The organism is Fictibacillus sp. NPDC058756 (assembly GCF_042746035.1).
Taxonomy (GTDB): Bacteria; Bacillota; Bacilli; order Bacillales; family Fictibacillaceae; genus Fictibacillus.
Genome location: NZ_JBHYPU010000001.1, coordinates 2472088 through 2488726 on the forward strand (window position 1 = coordinate 2472088; position 16639 = coordinate 2488726).

Genomic DNA, 16639 nt, shown 5'->3' on the forward strand with positions numbered 1-16639 from the left:
TTTATTACGATAGGCTTCATTATGTCAAAGATTTACTCAAAATATACACCTGCCTATAAACATAAAAAACAGACTGCCTATCAATAACAGTCTGCATTCTGATCATTTTATAAAAGAGGTATGACGCCAAGGATAAGGAAAATCCCGGCCATCCCGACGTTAAACCAAAATTCTGTTTTTTGTTTAAATATTCTTCGTTCCACTGCACGGAATATAAAGATAGCCATTAAGATCGAGAATAATACAGAAGGGCTCTCCCAATACTTTCCGTTATAGATGGCGAGCAGCAGCCCCAAGAACATAAGCAGCATTTCGGTATAAACCCACTGTTTTGGTCGTTTTTTCATCTGATAAAAGACCCCCTTTTCACCGGGTGATAGTACTCAGTGTACGGCGTGGAGGCCTATTCGGTGCATAGCTTAAACAGATTTTTCGTGCGACTCTGCATTGAGATTTACGTATGAACTTTTTCTAATCAACCTGAGCACCATCCATCCAATGATTCCACCGGCGACAGAACTTGTGAGAAACGGAAGGACGAAGAAAAATGCGCCTGTCTTTGATCCTAAGAAAAGGGCTGCGACCGGAACTGCAATAACCCCTCCTATAAGACCTGTTCCGATCCACTCACCTGCCGCTGCTGCTCCATAAGTTTTAGCTTTTCTATAAAAATACCCCGCTAACAAAGCTCCAATCATCCCCCCTGGAAACGCAAGCAGAGAACCAACACCAAACAAATTACGCAAAAGCCCTATGGCGAATGCTACAATCACTGCAGGAAGCGGGCCTAATATTACTCCAGCGATGACATTTATCGCATGCTGAACAGGAAAAGCCTTTGCGACACCTGCTGGTATCCAAAATATATGTGAAGCAAGAGTGCCGATGGCTGCAAACATTGCCATAAGTGTCAGCTTTTGAACTGAAATCTTCACTTACAATCCCCTCTTTGCGTTTAATATGCCGAGTAGCAATTCACGAGATGTTTTTCTTGGATCTTCAGACTGACTGATTGCTGAGATGATTGCCGCTCCATCTGCACCCGCTCTGATAACAGATGCAGCATTATTCAAAGATATTCCGCCAATTCCAACAACAGGGATGCTTATCTGGTTTGTCCGGAACTCTTGGATAACCCCAGTTCCTACAGGCTCCTGCGCATCCGGTTTGGTATCAGTCGCGTAGATGGGACCCGCTCCGATATAGTCAGCCCCGTGACCATCAGCATCTTTTGCTTCAGCAAGGGTATGCGCGGAAACGCCGAGGATCTTGCCTTCTGTCTCTTTGCGGATGAAAGCTAAGCTGCCATCTGTCTGTCCAACGTGAAGACCATCAGCATTCACTGCTTTCATCAATTCCAGATCATCGTTCACAATAAAAAGCACACCATGATCCCTGCAGATTTCTTTAGCCATCATTGCTGTTTCAAACCGTTTTTCACCTTTTAAAGAATTTGCACCTTTTTCACGGTATTGAAAGGCTGTGATGCCGCCTTCAACAGCCTGAAGAAGTATTTCACGGAAAGACTCTGGAGACTGACAGTTCATCGTGCCTGCTACAAAATAGAGTGATAGATTATGAGCCAGGTTCACTTGTGAGAGTGCTGTCATGTGTGTGCACCTCTTTAATTGCTGCTGTGCTCTCCAGCCAGTTAATCTCATCCTCCCAGATGGACTTCGTACTTTCTAATAAAAAGAGATCATCTAAAAGCTTTGTTTGAAAACTTCCAGGTCCTATCGATGTTTTCACGGCTTCCTCTGCCGCTTTCGTGAGCATCAGAAGCGCAAGAGCTGTGCGCTCTAGAATCGATAGCTTGTCTTCTGTTTCATCTTTTTGATTAGCCTGATACAGCGCAATCATTGAAGTAGCAAAACAACCGGTTCCTGTCACTAGCGAAAGCATCGGGTGACCATGTGAAAGTTCGATAACCCTCTCCCCATCTGAAACGACATCCTTCTCACCTGTCATCGCTATAATGCACCCCGTCTGTTTTGCTGCAGCTATTGCAAGCTGGTGTAAATCACCTTCAGAAAAGCCGAGGTCGCCGTCCGCTCCCCGGCCTTCCCAGCCAAGACCAGCGAGAAATTTCATCTCTGCCGCATTTCCGCAAATTGTCAGAATTGTTTGGGGACTGACCCCCTTCAATTGTGAATATTCTGACAACAATTCTTTAATGGTTTCCTGGCGGAATGAAGACAGCCCCACTCCTACGGGATCGAGGACGACAGGCACTCCGGTGTGCATAGCCTTACGAAGTGCAAGTTTCATAGACTTAGCTGAAGCTTCTTCCAAAGTTCCAATGTTAAGCACCAATGCATCTGACACCGCAACTGCGTCTTCTACTTCCATCAAGTCGTGAACCATTATAGGACTCCCACCCGCAGCTAGAACACCGTTGGCGAGGAAGTTCATCGTTACATTATTTGTAATATGGTGGACCAGCGGACGCTCTTTACTGATCTGTTCCACATATGCTTTCCAAACTTGTACTCTAGTGCTGTTCATGAAGAATCCTCCTATAAGCAAAGTGATTTACCGGTCCATGTCCGGAACCGACATCAATACCGTGTTCGATCGCCGTCTGGATAAACTTTTTCGCATTTCGAACGGCATTTTCCAACGTTTTACCGTAAGCCAATTCAGCTGCAACTGCAGCTGAGAATGTACAGCCAGTACCATGTGTATTTTTTGTGTAAACACGTTTATCAACAAGTTCCCACAATTCAACACCGTTGTAGACGAGGTCTGAAACAAACTCTTCCTCCATATGTCCGCCTTTTATCACCACATAATCAGCACCCATATTAAACAGGATTCGTGCCGCTTCACGCCTTGCTTCATCACTCGTGATCTCAATCCCTGTCAGTGCTTCAGCTTCAGGAATATTAGGTGTGATTACTTTTGCAAGTGGCAGCATAAACGTTTTCATCGCTTCCAGAGCTTCCTCACCTAAAAGGCTTGCCCCGCCTTTTGCAACCATAACAGGATCGACGACCAGGTTGCTCCAGCCAAACTTTTTAATAAAAAAGGCGACTGTTTCAATATATTCACCCGAAAACAGCATGCCTGTTTTTACTGCGTCAGGCTTAAGGTCGCTTCCGATTGAAGTTAATTGCTGCTCCAATCCATCCTGAGGAACTGGATATACGCCTTGCACACCCGTCGTGTTTTGAGCCGTAACGGCAGTTAGTACAGACATTCCGTACACACCAAATTCCTGGAATGTCTTTATGTCAGCCTGAATACCTGCACCGCCGCCACTGTCAGATCCAGCGACTGTCAGTGCTTTGCATACTTTGATTAATTGTCCCATCACGTTCCCCTCCTTAGCTATAAACACAAAAAGCCACCCGCAAATAAAAAGCGGGTGGCTATTACGATTGTAGATAGTAATGGACCACGCCGCTTCCCTACGCCAGTATTAACCGGATCAGGTTCAAAGGGTCGAAGGCTATCACCTTCTCTCAGCTTAAAAACATAAGCACCCCTAGCGGAAATGACGATATTGATTTAACACAATCCTACTCACATACCATCTACAAAGTCAACGTTTTTTTCAAATATTTGTTTCTCAGTGTTTAAGCCTACAAAAATACGGGGAAATAGTAAGTAACACAATATAAACACATAAATAACACTAAATTATAACACTTGCAACAAATGGGAAAGCCAACCGTAATAATGTCACAAACTATTAAAGAATTACCAAAAGGTGGTGAAAATGCAGTACATTGGAATGATTATCAATTTTTTTTCAGAATTTTCAAATAAAATGGTTGTCATTGGGCACCTTGCTCAGTATACTAGTAGAAACCTAGAAACATAAAAGGTTAAATTGGATAGGGAGATAATTTCAAGGAGGGAAACAGGATGAAAGACAAAAACACTTCTTTCAACAAAAACCAAAATGAGATGGTGCAGTACAAACAACAAAAAAGAGACCCATTTGCCTTCAGCCTTATTGCCCAAATGGTTCTGGATGAAGCCCTGCACAGTTATTACAAAGAGTATTATGAAAAAGAAATCGACAATGCCTTGGATCAAAAAGATAAAAAGCGTTTTATGAAACTGACTGAAGAATACAAAGCTTTTCTCGGATAAGGCTTTTGCGCACGGTTCACCATTAAATGGTGCCGTAAAAGCCAAAACACCCTTTCAGCTTCCGGACTGTAATCCGGGCTGCAGAGGGTGTTTCTGACGTACCAGTTATCTGACATGAACAAAACTTAATTACTTATTACATGGATGTCGGAGAACCCGGCTTTTTCTTTTGCCCTTTTTTCCTTTTCCATAACCAGAATACAACGGGTATCAGCACAATCCACACAGGTGCTAATCCAAATAGTGCAACAACGATAAATGAAATCGCAGAAACAAAGAAGTTCACCGTCTCCATGAATAGCATCTTCGTTTTTTTCCAAGTGTTTAAATCCCCTGTCTGCAGCTTCTCTGCTTTCAGATTCTTCACTTCAAACTGGATACTAACTGTCGAGTAATCGCTTTGATTTTTTAAAAAGTTAAGCCTTCCTTCAATCTGTTCAATTTCTTCTTGTACTCTAGCAAGGTCTTCAGAGATTTTTAATAAGTCTTCCGTTCTTTCAGCCTCTTTCATAAAGGATTCAAGCCGATCTCTCACCTGCTGCTTCGCTTTTAATCGAGAAGACAGATCAACATATTCTTCTGTAACATCTTCCCCTCGCACACTTTCATGCGGAGTCCCTTCACTTATATCCTTCACTTCCTGCAAAAACGGCCGGAATCCATTCATCGGAACACGTACCGTCATCATCCCGTCCTCATAGCCTTCCTCACCGATATTCGTGTTGGATTCAACGATATAACCGCCTTTATCTTCAACCATCTTCCTAACCTTTTCCATCGCATTCTGCAGTTTGTCAACTGTAATCCGCAGATCTGCGTTATAGATCACTTTCCGCTGATCTCGAATCGATTGCTTCTTGTCGCTTTTCTCTGGTGAAGCTGTCCCTTCATCAGCAGAAGACTTAGAAATTTCCGTCTTCGCTTCAGAACTGTCGCCTCCTGCCATGTCATGTGAAGGCTCTTTTTTACTACCTCCATTGCTGCTGCACGCTCCTAATAATAAAACACAGATCAATACCCACACTTTCCATAATTTCCACATATCGTAAATCCCCCTTTTTGGCTTAGACGCTTTTTTCTAAAAAAAGGTTTCAGGACTCGAAAAACCAACCTATTGAATGATTTTTTCTTAACCTTTTTTATGATAAAATATTGTCTGGTGATTAGTTGTTTGAAAAAAATCCGATTTATGCTAGTATGTACAGAATAAGTAAGTGGTTTAACTGGAGGAATAGCATGTCAATGATAGGAAGAAACGATCCGTGCTATTGTGGCAGCGGAAAAAAATATAAGAAATGTTGCTTACATAAAGAAGTGCAAACACGCGAAGTATCCTTTCATCAGGAAGGACTCATCAAATTTGCCCTTGAGAACTTTCAGCAGGATTTAGCAGCACGTACGTCAGAGTATGTGAAAAAATATCCTGTTGGCAAAGACCAAGAACAAACGTATGCGAACATCGCTGTTTGCTGGGAAGTTTTCTGTTCTGAGATAAAAGGCGGAAAAACAGCGGTTGAGCTTTATGTCGAAAAGGCAAAGAACTCAGTGAAGCCTGAAGTTGCTGAGATCTTAGCTGGCTGGACCAATACAGTGCCTTCACTTTATAAAGTTGTTGAACAAAAAACAGGCTTTATTTTTACAGTGAAAGACATCTGGACAGAGAAAGTGTACGATGTGACGATCAACGCTGCTGATAAGCCAAAAACAGACAGCGCATTGCTTGGAACACTCGTATGGAACGGCATTAATTACGAATTTTATATCGGCTATGTAGAGATGCCGATTTCTGAATTGCCTCCACTAAAAAACGCGATTGAGAAACTGCAGCCATTAGCAGACGCAAAAGAGATTTTCAAAAATCAATTCCCCGCTGTACTGCAGCTTTCTTTAATTGATATATCGGCAGGAGTTCCAAAGCCTAAAACAGATCAAACGCAAGCTAGCACTGAAAAACCTGCAGCTGAGGAAAATGCAGAAGCTTCTGCGGAATCAGAAGAGAAGGATGAAAAGTACACAGCTGTAACAGAACTTGTAAAAGCCAATGCGGAAACAGAAGTGGTTAAAGAGGCTGAAAAACTTTGGAGTGAATACATCAACGAATCAAAGCCAGCCATTCGTAAAGAAGAAATCTATGCTGCAGCTTTGGACTACCTCGTATCAAAAGATATAAGAGGCATAAATTCCACACAAGCTGAAACAGCTAAGAAATACGGCGTATCACCAGCAAGCCTTTCATCTCGCTATCGTGAAATGAAAGAACTATTAAGCGTATAAGCTATCATATATCTCATATTCTCCCGGCAGGACTCTCCTGGCGGGTTTTATTATGGATCACTAAAGAAAATAAATGTTTGCATTTGTAAACCTTTGTACTAATATCAATATTAAGAAGTATTTTCCATTTTGAGGCGGAGGTTTTCAATGTGATTCCATTATTCACAGAAAAAGAAATTGAAATTGCAGGGCATAAAAAATTGTATGGCACTCTTACAATCCCCGAAACGATCGACAGCAATGAAAAATATCCAGCCGTTCTGCTTATCTCTGGGTCTGGTCCTCTAGATCGCAACGGAAATGGTCCGAAGGGAAAATATCAGCTAAATGTTTATAGAGAACTTGCTGAACACATAACAAATTTAGGTTTTATCACGTTTCGATACGATAAAAGAGGAACAGGTAAAAGTGAAGGAGACTGGTTATCAACCGGTCTTTGGGAGCTTGTTGAAGATTCGGAACAGGCACTTCAAACCCTTAAAAACCATCCTCTTGTTGATCCGGATAGAATTATTGTTGCCGGCCACAGTGAAGGTACAATAATAGGTACAGCATTATCGGAAAGACAATCAATCAATGGATTGATGCTCCTATCTGGCGGAGTTGGTAATTTAGATGAATTCACAACACATCAACGTTTATTTACCTACCAAGAATTAAAGAGCTCTAAAGGTCTAAAAGGATTCCTTATGAGATTACTCATTAATGAAAAGAAAGCAGAAATTAAAACCCGAAAACAAATACAGAAAATTACAGGATCTAATAAAGATGTTTACAAAGTTTATTACCTATTAAAACAGCCTGCAAAGTGGTTCAGAGAGCACTTTGCTTATAACCCAAGAGATGGCTTAAAAAAGATAAATTATCCTGTTATAGCAATTTGTGGAGACAAAGATGCACTGGTTGACCCTGCCCTTTTAGAGGAGCTTCACACACTAGTAAAGGGACCTTCTGAGACTCATATTATTAAAAATATGGAGCATGGTTTCCGTTTTCAGGAGGAAGACAAAACCATGGTAAAAGTAAAGAAGCTGATAAAGGTCCTTCCTTCGAGACCATTGAACCCGGACGGATTAGATGTTATATCCCATTGGCTAGAGGCAAATTATAAATCTAGTCGTTCAAATAATATCGCACAATAAAAAAAAGACCCCAGCGAGGGTCTTTTTTTACATTTTATTAGTAAGCTTGGTCTTTCCGCTGCAGCCAGTAATAGACTGGCAGTCCTGCCACGGTTATGAATATTGCTGTAAAACTATCAAATGGATTATTCATGATTGTAGCACCGACAATATACATTGAACCGATAATCGCAAAAATCGGAACGACCGGGAATAATGGCACACTGTAAACGCGTGCTGCCCCTTTATTACTCTTGCGAAGCTTAAACACCGCATAAAATGCAAAAATGTAGAAGATATAAACAGCAAAGATCGCCATTTCTGATAGATAATCAGGATCAGTCAGAATCATCATAATGATTGCAATAACAACCTGCAGATACGTTGCGGCGATTGGGGTACCGTACTTCTCGCTAACTTTGCTGAACGTTTTTGCCATCGGAAGCTGATTTCGTTCCGCCATCGCAAACGGCACACGAGGAATCGTTAAGATTTTACCGTTTAAGCAGCCAAAGATCGATACTGCAATACCGACCGCAATCAGTTTACCCCCTAATGGCCCAAAAAGTATCGTTGCCGCAGATGCGGCAGAGTTTTCACCAAGTCTTACGATCTCAGAAGCTGGCAGAATATGCAGCAATGCGATATTTATTAGAAGATACGCAGCCATTACGATCAATATGCCGCCAATAATTGCTTTAGGCAATGTCTTCCCTGGGTTTTTCATCTCCCCCGCAACAAATCCAACCATAAGCCAGCCATCATAAGCAAATAGAGTTGCTAAAATTGCTGCCCCCATGCTGATCTCAACTACAGATCCGCTTGAAGAATTTAAGATCTGTTCGTTCCCCTGCGCAATCCCAAACACGATAATCAGAGCAATAGGAACAAGCTTTCCAATCGTAAACAGGTTTTGTACGAAACCACCATATTTTGTTCCGAAATTATTTACAATTGTAAGAAAAAGTACAGTTCCGATCCCAATCCAAGGACCAAACGATTTTTCCCAAGAAAAAAGATTTGCTATCAATGATCCAAAGTACAAGCCAAGCGCTCCAATTACGGCTGGTCCATAGATGACCGTCTGAACCCATCCGCTCAAATAACCCCAAAGCTTGCCGTATACTTCTTCCATATACACATAAAGACCGCCAGTTTTCGGAATCTGTGTCGCTACTTCAGCGATCGTTAACCCGCCAGCAAGTGTAATAAGACCGCCAAGAGCCCACGCCAACAGAGCCAGGTTTGAATTCCCTGTGTATTCCAAAACACTTCCAGGCTTCATAAAAATACCTGAACCAATTACCGTTCCAATTACGATGGACATGGCTACAGAAAGCCCGATGTCTTTTTTCAATGCTGCTTCTTGATTCATGCTGTGTCCACTCCTTAAAAAACGTTTGTCCATCCGAAAAATACTAGTGTCACTTTAACATAAACAAGTTGTTACTGTCACTGCTTTCCAAAATAGACATGCAATTCAGTTTTTTGCAAAGGTTTTCTTTTTTAGTGGAAGTGGATTCCAGATCAATTTAGTTCATTTCTTCTTCTAAGCTGCTTTTTTATGAATGCTTTTTCCATGATGTCATTAAGTTGTTTTTCAAGCTCAACCTTTTTATCTAAATCAGTTACAGATCTTATTTTCTTTTTCAGCTCACGAATTCTTAATTTCTCTTCAGAAGAAAAATGCGAAGAATGAAGCAATATTCACACCTCGTTTCATGACAATGCTGCTTTTTAATAAGGATAATAGAAACAAACTTAGATAACATTGGTTGTGTCAGAAAATCTTCCACTGTATTTCTAATCATTTAATCGGCGAATTATCAAGCTGCCAAATATGAAAAACAGTTCTATCGGAAACGGCGGAGCGTTAGTATTCCTTAAATCAGATGTAGGCGATCTAGCCTTAATGATGCATAACGAATAAAAAAGACCTCCATTCGGGGGTCCTTTTGTTTGTTATGGAATTATTATTCTGCTTTTTCAGTTCCTGTTTTTTCTGTGTTTGCGATGATAACTTTAACACCTTGCTGTTCGATCGCGTGCAGATGCTCGCGTACTGATTCGTTGTCAGTTATAACGGCTTCCAGATTAGAAACTGGTTCAACTTTCGCAAAGGCATTAACTCCGATTTTGTTGTGCGGAAAAAGACCAATACTCTTTCTGGACACTGAGCCAACTGCCTTCATAAAAGCAGCAGCTTCAGGTGTAGCCGTACTAATTCCTCGTTCTGATATTCCGCCGCCTGTTGCGAACGTGAGGTCAAATGAATATTGACTGACAAGCTGTGTTGCAAGAGCATCTGTCATATTGCCGGAATTCTTCACTTTTCCACCGATTAGATATAAATCGATGTTCTCCCGCTCACGCAGCGCTTCAGCGATTTTTAATGAATTTGTAACGATCGTGAGTGGGACTGCAGGTAAATATTTGAGCAGAACATAATGGATAGATGCTCCACCGATAAAAAGTGTATCCCCCGCTTGAATCCATTTTGCTGCTTCTTTCGCAATGGCATTCTCGTGTTCTGAACCCTCTGTGTAGCGTTTTGCTGGAGCAGCAGGACCTTTCTTCACATCTGTCACAGGTATTGCACCGCCATGTGTACGTTTGACGAGCCCTTTATCTTCTAAAGTTGAAAGGTCACGGCGTATCGAATCAATTGAAACTTGGAGGACATCTGATAACTCTTTTGCAAGAACACGACCTTCATTTCTTAACACTTCTAAGATCTTTTCTCTTCTTTCTTCAGAAAACATAATAATTTTCCTCCATTACCTCTTATTTCCACGTGGTACTCTAATCATATGCGGTATTATGCTGGTTTGTCAAATATATTTTGCATGTTTTTTCCTGTTTTATCTGTTTTTAAATTGAAACAAGCAAAAACAAGCATGAGAAAAGCGCCTGTTTTTGCTTGTTTATAAGATTCATAGTTCCATATAGATTAATTACATAATTTTTTACCCTCATCACATAAAAAGTGAAGATAATCACATAATATACCAAAATAATACATTGTGTCTTTCTGACAAATACAAATCAGTGATTTGTATTTGTCTGGGGTCAGACCCCACTTTAGTCTTCCACCTTGATCAGGAAGAGACGCTCATGGAATCGTCCGTGCTTCCTTGCTTTCTCCTGCCTGATCTCATCCAGTTCCCTTAATGTGAGATGGTGCACTTTCGTAAGCGAAATCAAAATCTCAAACAAACCGGCCAGCTCTTCTGCTGCATCGCTCTCACTTACCGCTTCTCGGTACTCTTTCACACCCTCAGCGAGCTTTTTCTTTAATTCACTCTCAAACTCTTTATCTCCCAGAATACGGAATGTCCCCTTTTTTCCCGCTAGTTCAAGCAATTCTGGTATATTATCACGGACTAATTTATTGTAATACGCCATTTACTTTTTTCCCTTCCAGCAATTTCGGTTCATCATATATTTCAATGTATTCATCAATTAAGCTTTTTAGCAGAAACTACCGTTAAAAATATTAATGCAATCATCCCGAAGACCGGATATAAATAATGCAGCAGTTCTGCATAGCCTACTTGGCTTAGCAAATAACTTCCTAGCATCAAGGAAATTAATGTCGCATTGCTTGATAGTCTTACATTCTTTCTAAGTGAGCCGGCAAGACCAAATAAATTACCGATAAGTGTAGAAAAGATCTCACCATAGATTACGAGAACAAAAAAATAATGTACCATGATTCCGAGCCCGCCAACTATTTCCGCAATCGGAATTTCGTAGCTCAGCACACGCGGAACTGAATAAAGGACATAATGGCTGTTTAACAGGATAAACGTAAGTCCTATTCCGCCTAAGAATCCTCCCCATTTGATAACTGATTCATCAGCTGCTTCCCGCGACAAAGGAACAAGTACCGCCTGTGCCAAGGTTAAGTTAAAAGCTGCATAAGTAAAAGGACTGAGAAGCCATTTCCATCCTCCAGCAAAATCCTCGGCAACAAAAAGCTGCCGTCCTCCTATATCAAACATTGAAAAAGACAATACTAATGAAAACAAAATCATAATCGGAACGATCAGAGAGTTGGTCCACAAAATTCCATCTATTCCTTTTTTCATTACAAAATACGTTACGATAAGCGTTAAAATTACTCCAGCCTGAAATGGCAGATGAAGCTGTTCACGAAACAATGCTCCTGTTCCGGACAGCATGACACCAGTTACCCCAAAAAGCATAATAAGCATTAATATGTTTACAACGCGAGATGCTGCTTTTCCGAATAAGTGATGATTCATATCATCAAATGAAGATGCTCCTATTCTTCTAGCCATAATCATCAGCTTTGTACCAATTACTATAAATAGGAACCCGCTTATCAGAATGCCGGCAAATCCAGCTGAACCGTATTTCGTAAAGAACTCAACGATTTCTCTTCCCGTAGCAAACCCGGCACCTACAACAGTGCCGATGTAAGTGGCGGCAATCTGTAATATTTGTTTCATCCGTCCACTCATGCCCTCACCTCCATGGCCATATCTTTACAAACATATGCATGGACAAGAGTTTTAGAAGAAAAAGAAAAACAGCAAGGATTTTTTCCTTACTGTTTGAATTACTGCCTATTAAATTTGCATTGCCCCGCTGCACTCCTGAATGATCACACGATTCTTCCCTTGGCGTTTAGCGACATACAAACTGTTATCTGCACCTTCAAAAAACGCCTGTTTGTGCATGCCTGTCCGGTATGTTTGCAGACCTGCACTGATTGTTACACTTTCCTCTAGGATTTCAGGGTGCTCCAGACCTTGTACAACGGCTCTAATATTCTCAAGAATTTTAAAAGCTTTATCTTCATCAACATCATTTAGTATAACGACAAACTCTTCCCCGCCATATCGGGCGACAAAATCATCTGTCGATACATTTTCCTTTATGGCAGCTGCAATTCTTTTTAAGACGATGTCACCTATTCCATGACCATATGTATCGTTTACTTTTTTAAAATTATCAATATCGATAACAGTTAAGTGGAGCGGATAATGATAAGTGTCTGCTTGCAGCAGCAATACATCCATGTATTCATAGAATGCCATATGATTGTACAAACCCGTCAGAGCATCCGTCTTTACTTGTTTTTCCATAATCGTAGACTTAACCATCAGCTCCTGGTGTTCAGCTTGGGCTTTTATTAAATGCTGCCCAATTTCATACCCCCTGCTCATGATACCGATACAGATCGTTGTGGATGTCAGCAAGATGCATGCCATCGACAGCTGTGCCATAACATCATTTAGTTCTCTTACAATAGGATGAAAAGCTGATAATCCTAAGTAAATCAATAGACTGATTCCAAAAGAGACCCAGATTTTCTTCTTATCAAAATATATAGTAGAGATCAGCATCGGAAAGAATAAACAAGCATACATCACATACATCTCTGAGTGTACACCTACTAAGATTCCAGAGATTAAATTTGCTGCCCCTATAATGATATAGTCAGTGTATTTACCCTGCTTTCTATAACCCCATTCTGCGATGAAAGCCGCAAGTGACAGAAGAAGCGTAGGTAATAATACAAATTCTAAATAAAATTCCTTTAAGGGCCTTTCTGTAAAAAAGCTGTTGATTACCTCAACGCACACTGACACAAAGACAATCACCCAAAAAACGTTAATAATTTTCCGGTTCCAAGCGATGTGATTTAAGTGTGCAGGCAGGCGTGTCATTCCCAATTCATTCACCCCATCTACACGGTTACCTCATCATTATAACATTATTTTCCTTGAAGTCTGTTGTTGTTGATATAAAAATATTTTACTGTCCATGTCTCTTTTTTGAATTACAAAACGATTTATAAAATGAAAACGCACAGCCAGATCGTCCCAGCTGTGCGGCAATTTTTATTTTATTTTTACACGTTTCTTTTTAGGTAACTTATCGAGAAGCCAGCCTCTTCCCACTTCACAAAATCGAATCGGCATTTCAAGGGTTGCCAGTATCTTATCCTTTCCATGAATGGTGAGCAGTCCTGTTTCATCGTTTACTTCTTCAACAACTGCGTTTTCTGTTCCAGAGAGCGGAAACGCCCATTTGTTGTTTCCTGAGTCTTTAATTTTGATCATTCTTCCGTCACAAGATACTTTGTGGCAATGTGGAGGCAAGCCTAACGTAATTTTGTTCATTGCATTTCTTTCCTCCCTTTCCGGATTTGTTTCATTGTAACAGATATAGTGCATGTCTGACATATTATTTTTTAAATTTTTTGACTATTTAACACATTTGAAATAAACATTCTAAAAAATAGGAGGACAAGCATTAGGCATTCGCCATTTCAGGTGCTGATGAACAAGCATATACTAAATTATTGGGAGATAAGGGAGGAATTTAGAGTGGAAAGATGGTCGATGTTTTACCACATGGTCGTTGTTTCTATAGGAGCGATTTCGAGTTTCCTGTTTGGAACACCAAGCCTTTTATTCAAAACATTAGTTCTATTCGTTGTACTGGATTATATCACTGGTATGGCAGCGTCAGCTTATGAAGGAAAATTGAACAGCAAGGTCGGCTTTAAGGGAATATTGAAGAAGGTAATGGTTTTTGCCATAGTTGCAGTAGCCCATTCTCTCGATCAATTATTAGGCGGCTTATATATTCAATCCGCCACAATCTTTTTCTATTTATCAAACGAATTATTATCCATGATTGAAAATGCAGGCAGGTTGAATGTTCCCATACCGCCTTTCATAAAAAATGCCGTTTCCCTGTTGAGACAGAGAAGCGGCACGAACAAGAAAAAATAATTAAATTGAGTAAAACTGTGAAAACTTTTTTGCAATTTCTTCCGCATTGATCTGGTACTCTCCAGCATCGATGCGTTTTTTTATATCCAAAAGTTTCTTTTCTCTTATGTTTAGCTGAGCATTATCATTCAATGCTTTTGCCTCGTTTGATATGTATAGTTCGTCTTTGGCAAATGACGGAGGCTTAACAGAAGGCTGTTGATACATTTTGTTTACATCGAATTTTCTTTGTACCGGTTGTTGTCCATCAATTCTCATGATTTCACCTCTCCTGTGTTATTAAAAGTCCCAAGCCATTTCCATTTACTATCCTGATCCAGGTTGTCCAGCAATCTAAAGAACAACTCTTGACCAGATGTATCCCACTTCACTTCGAATTCATTTCCATTTTCTTTATCCCTGCAAAACGAATGAATCCATTGGGAAGTAAACAAGTAAGGCGTAAACTGTTCAAAGTCCAATAGATGTTTCTCTAACCATTGAATAACATCATCGTGTGTAAGTTTCTGCATCTTAGATCGTCCTTTGTTTATGATTCGTCATTACCTGTGTCTATATGTTTCGGGTATGTCATATGTTTTATGAGGATAGACCGAAAAAATATTTACAGAATATTCTAACCCCTTGTTGTGTTTGTATCTTACAGAAAATTACCCTAACTATACTTCCCTCTAAACCTCTTTCCTTCTGCTAAACTAGTTTAAGGTCTATAATAAAAGAAGGTTGTCTAAGAGATTGTTGCTTTCAACTCATTTCTTCATCGACAAGTTGATAGAAGTGCAAGGTGCGTGCCTACCACCTGAGATGCTTCTCGCAAGGCATGCGACGAGGAAGCTCACACCGGTAGCATTTACTTGTAGACGCAGGAGCAAGGATACTTCCATGAAGCGGGACAGGTGAGACTCCTAACGGCGCAAAGCGCAGAGAAGGCTCACCGCACACATCCCGGAAAGCGAGCATCCTGAAACGGAGATCAACTACTTTCAAAAACAACAATGTATACTAAAACAGATTAATAGAAATACATAACAGTAGGTGTTCTCATGAAATTAACATTTTCATCACTTCAATGGATGGTCTTTATATTGGCAGGCAGTCTTGTAGCACCGATCGCGATTGGCGATGCTTTCGGAATGACACAAGCAGAAACAGCAGACCTTCTTCAGCGCTCCTTTTTTATTATTGGACTCTCTGCTATTCTACAAGTCTTATTCGGTCATAAACTTCCAATTAACGAAGGACCAGCAGGATTATGGTGGGGAGTTTTTACCGTATATGCAGGCATTGTTGCATCAGGGGCATTGACAGCAGCCAATGGGTTACAGCAGCTGACAGCCGGTATGCTGATCAGCGGAATTCTATTTTTTCTGCTTGGTGCTTTTCGTATCATCACTTCAGTCAGAGCACTCTTTACTCCTCTTGTAACAGGAACATATCTTATATTACTCGTTTCACAATTGAGCGGTTCTTTTATAAAAGGAATGCTTGGGATCGGATATCTGCAGGAAAGTGCCGATGCAAAAGTTGCAGCTGCATCACTTTTCATCCTTGTATTATCTATCGTCCTCGGAAAATCGAAAGTACGATGGCTGCGGAGCTATTCCATTCTTATCTCACTGATATTGGGATGGGGACTGTTTAAACTATTAAACTTAACGAAGGAAACGATGCAATCTACGAAAGTAATCGCGTTCCCTGAATGGCTGGCGTGGGGTATGCCTGAGTTATCAGGAGGAGCAATTCTTACCTCCCTTTTTGTGGGGCTATTATTACTGACAAATATGGTAGCCAGCATCAACGTGGTGGAAAAAGCGTATGAGTCAGAAAACGAAAAATACGAACCTATTAACTATAACCGCTCATCTATTATTATGGGACTGAATACGTGGATCGCAGGTCTATTCTCGGCCGTAGCCAGTGTACCGATATCTGGTGCTTCAGGGTTTATTTTAACCACAAAAATGTTTAGCCGACTAGCTTTCATTATGGGAAATGCGTTCATAATCATCATTAGCTTTTTCCCGCCGCTCACTTTTTTCTTTGCAGGGATTCCCGCACCCGTAGGATATGCTACCATATTCCTGCCTTTCTCCAGCATGATCGGCCTTGCGTTCAGAGAATATAAATCAGAGTTGAAATCCGATACAAATCTATTTATTATCAGCACATCTCTAATGGTCGGAATCGGCAGTCTGTTCATTCCAGCTTCGGCTTTGAAAGAATGGCCGAGTATCATCGTAACTCTTCTGAGCAACGGACTAATCATGGGAATGCTGACATGTATGGCATTAGAACAGTTTTACAAACGAAAGGACTCCAAGAAAGAGCAGCATTCATAAAATCAGGGCTCCCTTTTTAGAGGAGCCCTTT

General features: G+C 40.7%; 20 protein-coding genes and 1 riboswitch. Of the genes, 5 read left to right on the plus strand and 15 right to left on the minus strand.

Going from position 1 to position 16639, the window contains the following annotated elements; genetic code table 11:
* Nucleotides 1-107 precede the first annotated feature (107 nt).
* The 5 genes from ACFW35_RS12440 to thiD all read right to left on the minus strand — a co-directional run bounded on the left by ACFW35_RS12440 (nucleotide 108) and on the right by thiD (nucleotide 3301).
* Nucleotides 108-347 (minus strand): hypothetical protein, encoded by a 240-nt coding sequence (locus ACFW35_RS12440; RefSeq protein ID WP_379846094.1) that lies wholly within the window; start codon nucleotides 345-347, stop codon nucleotides 108-110.
* A 72-nt stretch (nucleotides 348-419) separates the two neighbouring features.
* Complete coding sequence (thiW, locus tag ACFW35_RS12445) at nucleotides 420-929, minus strand: energy coupling factor transporter S component ThiW (protein WP_379847487.1); 510 nt, start codon at nucleotides 927-929, stop codon at nucleotides 420-422.
* A gap of 6 nt (nucleotides 930-935) precedes the next feature.
* Nucleotides 936-1610: a thiamine phosphate synthase gene (thiE, locus tag ACFW35_RS12450; RefSeq protein ID WP_379846096.1), complete on the minus strand. Its 675-nt coding sequence runs from the start codon at nucleotides 1608-1610 to the stop codon at nucleotides 936-938.
* Complete coding sequence (gene thiM / locus ACFW35_RS12455) at nucleotides 1576-2505, minus strand: hydroxyethylthiazole kinase (RefSeq protein WP_379846097.1); 930 nt, start codon at nucleotides 2503-2505, stop codon at nucleotides 1576-1578. The genes thiE and thiM overlap by 35 nt, the downstream gene beginning before the upstream one ends.
* The gene (thiD, locus tag ACFW35_RS12460; protein ID WP_379847489.1) at nucleotides 2492-3301 is read right to left on the minus strand and encodes a bifunctional hydroxymethylpyrimidine kinase/phosphomethylpyrimidine kinase; all 810 of its coding nucleotides are present in this window, start codon (nucleotides 3299-3301) and stop codon (nucleotides 2492-2494) included. Before thiD ends, thiM begins: the two co-directional genes overlap by 14 nt.
* Nucleotides 3302-3390: 89 nt before the next feature.
* Nucleotides 3391-3499: riboswitch (TPP riboswitch) on the minus strand.
* A gap of 371 nt (nucleotides 3500-3870) precedes the next feature.
* Between thiD and ACFW35_RS12465 the strand changes: the two genes are divergently transcribed.
* Nucleotides 3871-4101: an IDEAL domain-containing protein gene (locus ACFW35_RS12465; protein WP_245801995.1), complete on the plus strand. Its 231-nt coding sequence runs from the start codon at nucleotides 3871-3873 to the stop codon at nucleotides 4099-4101.
* A gap of 136 nt (nucleotides 4102-4237) precedes the next feature.
* Here the strand turns inward: ACFW35_RS12465 and ACFW35_RS12470 are convergent, their stop codons facing one another.
* Complete coding sequence (locus ACFW35_RS12470; protein WP_379846099.1) at nucleotides 4238-5143, minus strand: DUF4349 domain-containing protein; 906 nt, start codon at nucleotides 5141-5143, stop codon at nucleotides 4238-4240.
* A gap of 194 nt (nucleotides 5144-5337) precedes the next feature.
* On the opposite strand from ACFW35_RS12470, the gene ACFW35_RS12475 reads away from it, so the two are divergent.
* Together ACFW35_RS12475 and ACFW35_RS12480 are read left to right on the plus strand one after the other, a co-directional pair.
* Nucleotides 5338-6375 (plus strand): SEC-C metal-binding domain-containing protein, encoded by a 1038-nt coding sequence (locus tag ACFW35_RS12475; protein ID WP_379846101.1) that lies wholly within the window; start codon nucleotides 5338-5340, stop codon nucleotides 6373-6375.
* A gap of 149 nt (nucleotides 6376-6524) precedes the next feature.
* Nucleotides 6525-7517 (plus strand): alpha/beta hydrolase family protein, encoded by a 993-nt coding sequence (locus ACFW35_RS12480; RefSeq protein ID WP_379846102.1) that lies wholly within the window; start codon nucleotides 6525-6527, stop codon nucleotides 7515-7517.
* A gap of 37 nt (nucleotides 7518-7554) precedes the next feature.
* Here ACFW35_RS12480 and ACFW35_RS12485 read toward each other — a convergent pair whose 3' ends face one another.
* From ACFW35_RS12485 to ACFW35_RS12515, 7 genes are all read right to left on the minus strand, one after another.
* Nucleotides 7555-8871, minus strand: coding sequence for an APC family permease (locus ACFW35_RS12485; RefSeq protein ID WP_379846104.1), 1317 nt, complete (start codon nucleotides 8869-8871; stop codon nucleotides 7555-7557).
* Nucleotides 8872-9023: 152 nt separating this feature from the next.
* Nucleotides 9024-9200, minus strand: a complete 177-nt coding sequence (locus ACFW35_RS12490; protein WP_379846106.1) for a hypothetical protein — start codon at nucleotides 9198-9200, stop codon at nucleotides 9024-9026.
* A 269-nt stretch (nucleotides 9201-9469) separates the two neighbouring features.
* Nucleotides 9470-10258 carry a DeoR/GlpR family DNA-binding transcription regulator gene (locus ACFW35_RS12495; protein ID WP_379846107.1) on the minus strand — a complete coding sequence of 263 codons (789 nt, stop codon included), beginning with the start codon at nucleotides 10256-10258 and terminating at the stop codon, nucleotides 9470-9472.
* A 319-nt stretch (nucleotides 10259-10577) separates the two neighbouring features.
* Entirely contained in the window at nucleotides 10578-10901 is a 324-nt protein-coding gene (locus tag ACFW35_RS12500) for a phosphoribosyl-ATP pyrophosphohydrolase (protein WP_379846109.1), read from the minus strand.
* A 53-nt stretch (nucleotides 10902-10954) separates the two neighbouring features.
* Nucleotides 10955-11983 carry a YkvI family membrane protein gene (locus ACFW35_RS12505; RefSeq protein WP_379846110.1) on the minus strand — a complete coding sequence of 343 codons (1029 nt, stop codon included), beginning with the start codon at nucleotides 11981-11983 and terminating at the stop codon, nucleotides 10955-10957.
* 108 nt (nucleotides 11984-12091) lie between these two features.
* Entirely contained in the window at nucleotides 12092-13195 is a 1104-nt protein-coding gene (locus tag ACFW35_RS12510) for a GGDEF domain-containing protein (protein ID WP_379847491.1), read from the minus strand.
* A 174-nt stretch (nucleotides 13196-13369) separates the two neighbouring features.
* Nucleotides 13370-13651 (minus strand): hypothetical protein, encoded by a 282-nt coding sequence (locus tag ACFW35_RS12515; RefSeq protein WP_379833300.1) that lies wholly within the window; start codon nucleotides 13649-13651, stop codon nucleotides 13370-13372.
* Nucleotides 13652-13858: 207 nt separating this feature from the next.
* On the opposite strand from ACFW35_RS12515, the gene ACFW35_RS12520 reads away from it, so the two are divergent.
* A complete protein-coding gene (locus ACFW35_RS12520) occupies nucleotides 13859-14269 on the plus strand; it encodes a phage holin family protein (RefSeq protein ID WP_379846112.1) in 411 nt (136 codons plus the stop codon).
* Here ACFW35_RS12520 and ACFW35_RS12525 read toward each other — a convergent pair whose 3' ends face one another.
* Nucleotides 14270-14527: a flagellar biosynthesis anti-sigma factor FlgM gene (locus ACFW35_RS12525; protein ID WP_379846113.1), complete on the minus strand. Its 258-nt coding sequence runs from the start codon at nucleotides 14525-14527 to the stop codon at nucleotides 14270-14272.
* Nucleotides 14524-14781 carry a hypothetical protein gene (locus ACFW35_RS12530; protein WP_379846115.1) on the minus strand — a complete coding sequence of 86 codons (258 nt, stop codon included), beginning with the start codon at nucleotides 14779-14781 and terminating at the stop codon, nucleotides 14524-14526. Before ACFW35_RS12530 ends, ACFW35_RS12525 begins: the two co-directional genes overlap by 4 nt.
* A 531-nt stretch (nucleotides 14782-15312) precedes the next feature.
* Here ACFW35_RS12530 and ACFW35_RS12535 point away from each other — a divergent pair.
* Nucleotides 15313-16608 carry a purine/pyrimidine permease gene (locus ACFW35_RS12535; RefSeq protein ID WP_379846116.1) on the plus strand — a complete coding sequence of 432 codons (1296 nt, stop codon included), beginning with the start codon at nucleotides 15313-15315 and terminating at the stop codon, nucleotides 16606-16608.
* The last annotated feature ends 31 nt before the right edge of the window (nucleotides 16609-16639 follow it).

Coding starts and splice junctions, on each gene's coding strand:
- ACFW35_RS12515 (WP_379833300.1), bottom strand. CDS start 13,651: ATGAACAAAATTACGTTAGGCTTGCCTCCACATTGCCACAAAGTATCT.
- ACFW35_RS12495 (WP_379846107.1), bottom strand. CDS start 10,258: ATGTTTTCTGAAGAAAGAAGAGAAAAGATCTTAGAAGTGTTAAGAAAT.
- ACFW35_RS12475 (WP_379846101.1), top strand. CDS start 5,338: ATGTCAATGATAGGAAGAAACGATCCGTGCTATTGTGGCAGCGGAAAA.
- ACFW35_RS12485 (WP_379846104.1), bottom strand. CDS start 8,871: ATGAATCAAGAAGCAGCATTGAAAAAAGACATCGGGCTTTCTGTAGCC.
- ACFW35_RS12500 (WP_379846109.1), bottom strand. CDS start 10,901: ATGGCGTATTACAATAAATTAGTCCGTGATAATATACCAGAATTGCTT.
- ACFW35_RS12465 (WP_245801995.1), top strand. CDS start 3,871: ATGAAAGACAAAAACACTTCTTTCAACAAAAACCAAAATGAGATGGTG.
- ACFW35_RS12505 (WP_379846110.1), bottom strand. CDS start 11,983: ATGAGTGGACGGATGAAACAAATATTACAGATTGCCGCCACTTACATC.
- ACFW35_RS12440 (WP_379846094.1), bottom strand. CDS start 347: ATGAAAAAACGACCAAAACAGTGGGTTTATACCGAAATGCTGCTTATG.
- ACFW35_RS12510 (WP_379847491.1), bottom strand. CDS start 13,195: ATGACACGCCTGCCTGCACACTTAAATCACATCGCTTGGAACCGGAAA.
- ACFW35_RS12530 (WP_379846115.1), bottom strand. CDS start 14,781: ATGCAGAAACTTACACACGATGATGTTATTCAATGGTTAGAGAAACAT.
- ACFW35_RS12535 (WP_379846116.1), top strand. CDS start 15,313: ATGAAATTAACATTTTCATCACTTCAATGGATGGTCTTTATATTGGCA.
- ACFW35_RS12525 (WP_379846113.1), bottom strand. CDS start 14,527: ATGAGAATTGATGGACAACAACCGGTACAAAGAAAATTCGATGTAAAC.
- thiM (WP_379846097.1), bottom strand. CDS start 2,505: ATGAACAGCACTAGAGTACAAGTTTGGAAAGCATATGTGGAACAGATC.
- thiE (WP_379846096.1), bottom strand. CDS start 1,610: ATGACAGCACTCTCACAAGTGAACCTGGCTCATAATCTATCACTCTAT.
- ACFW35_RS12470 (WP_379846099.1), bottom strand. CDS start 5,143: ATGTGGAAATTATGGAAAGTGTGGGTATTGATCTGTGTTTTATTATTA.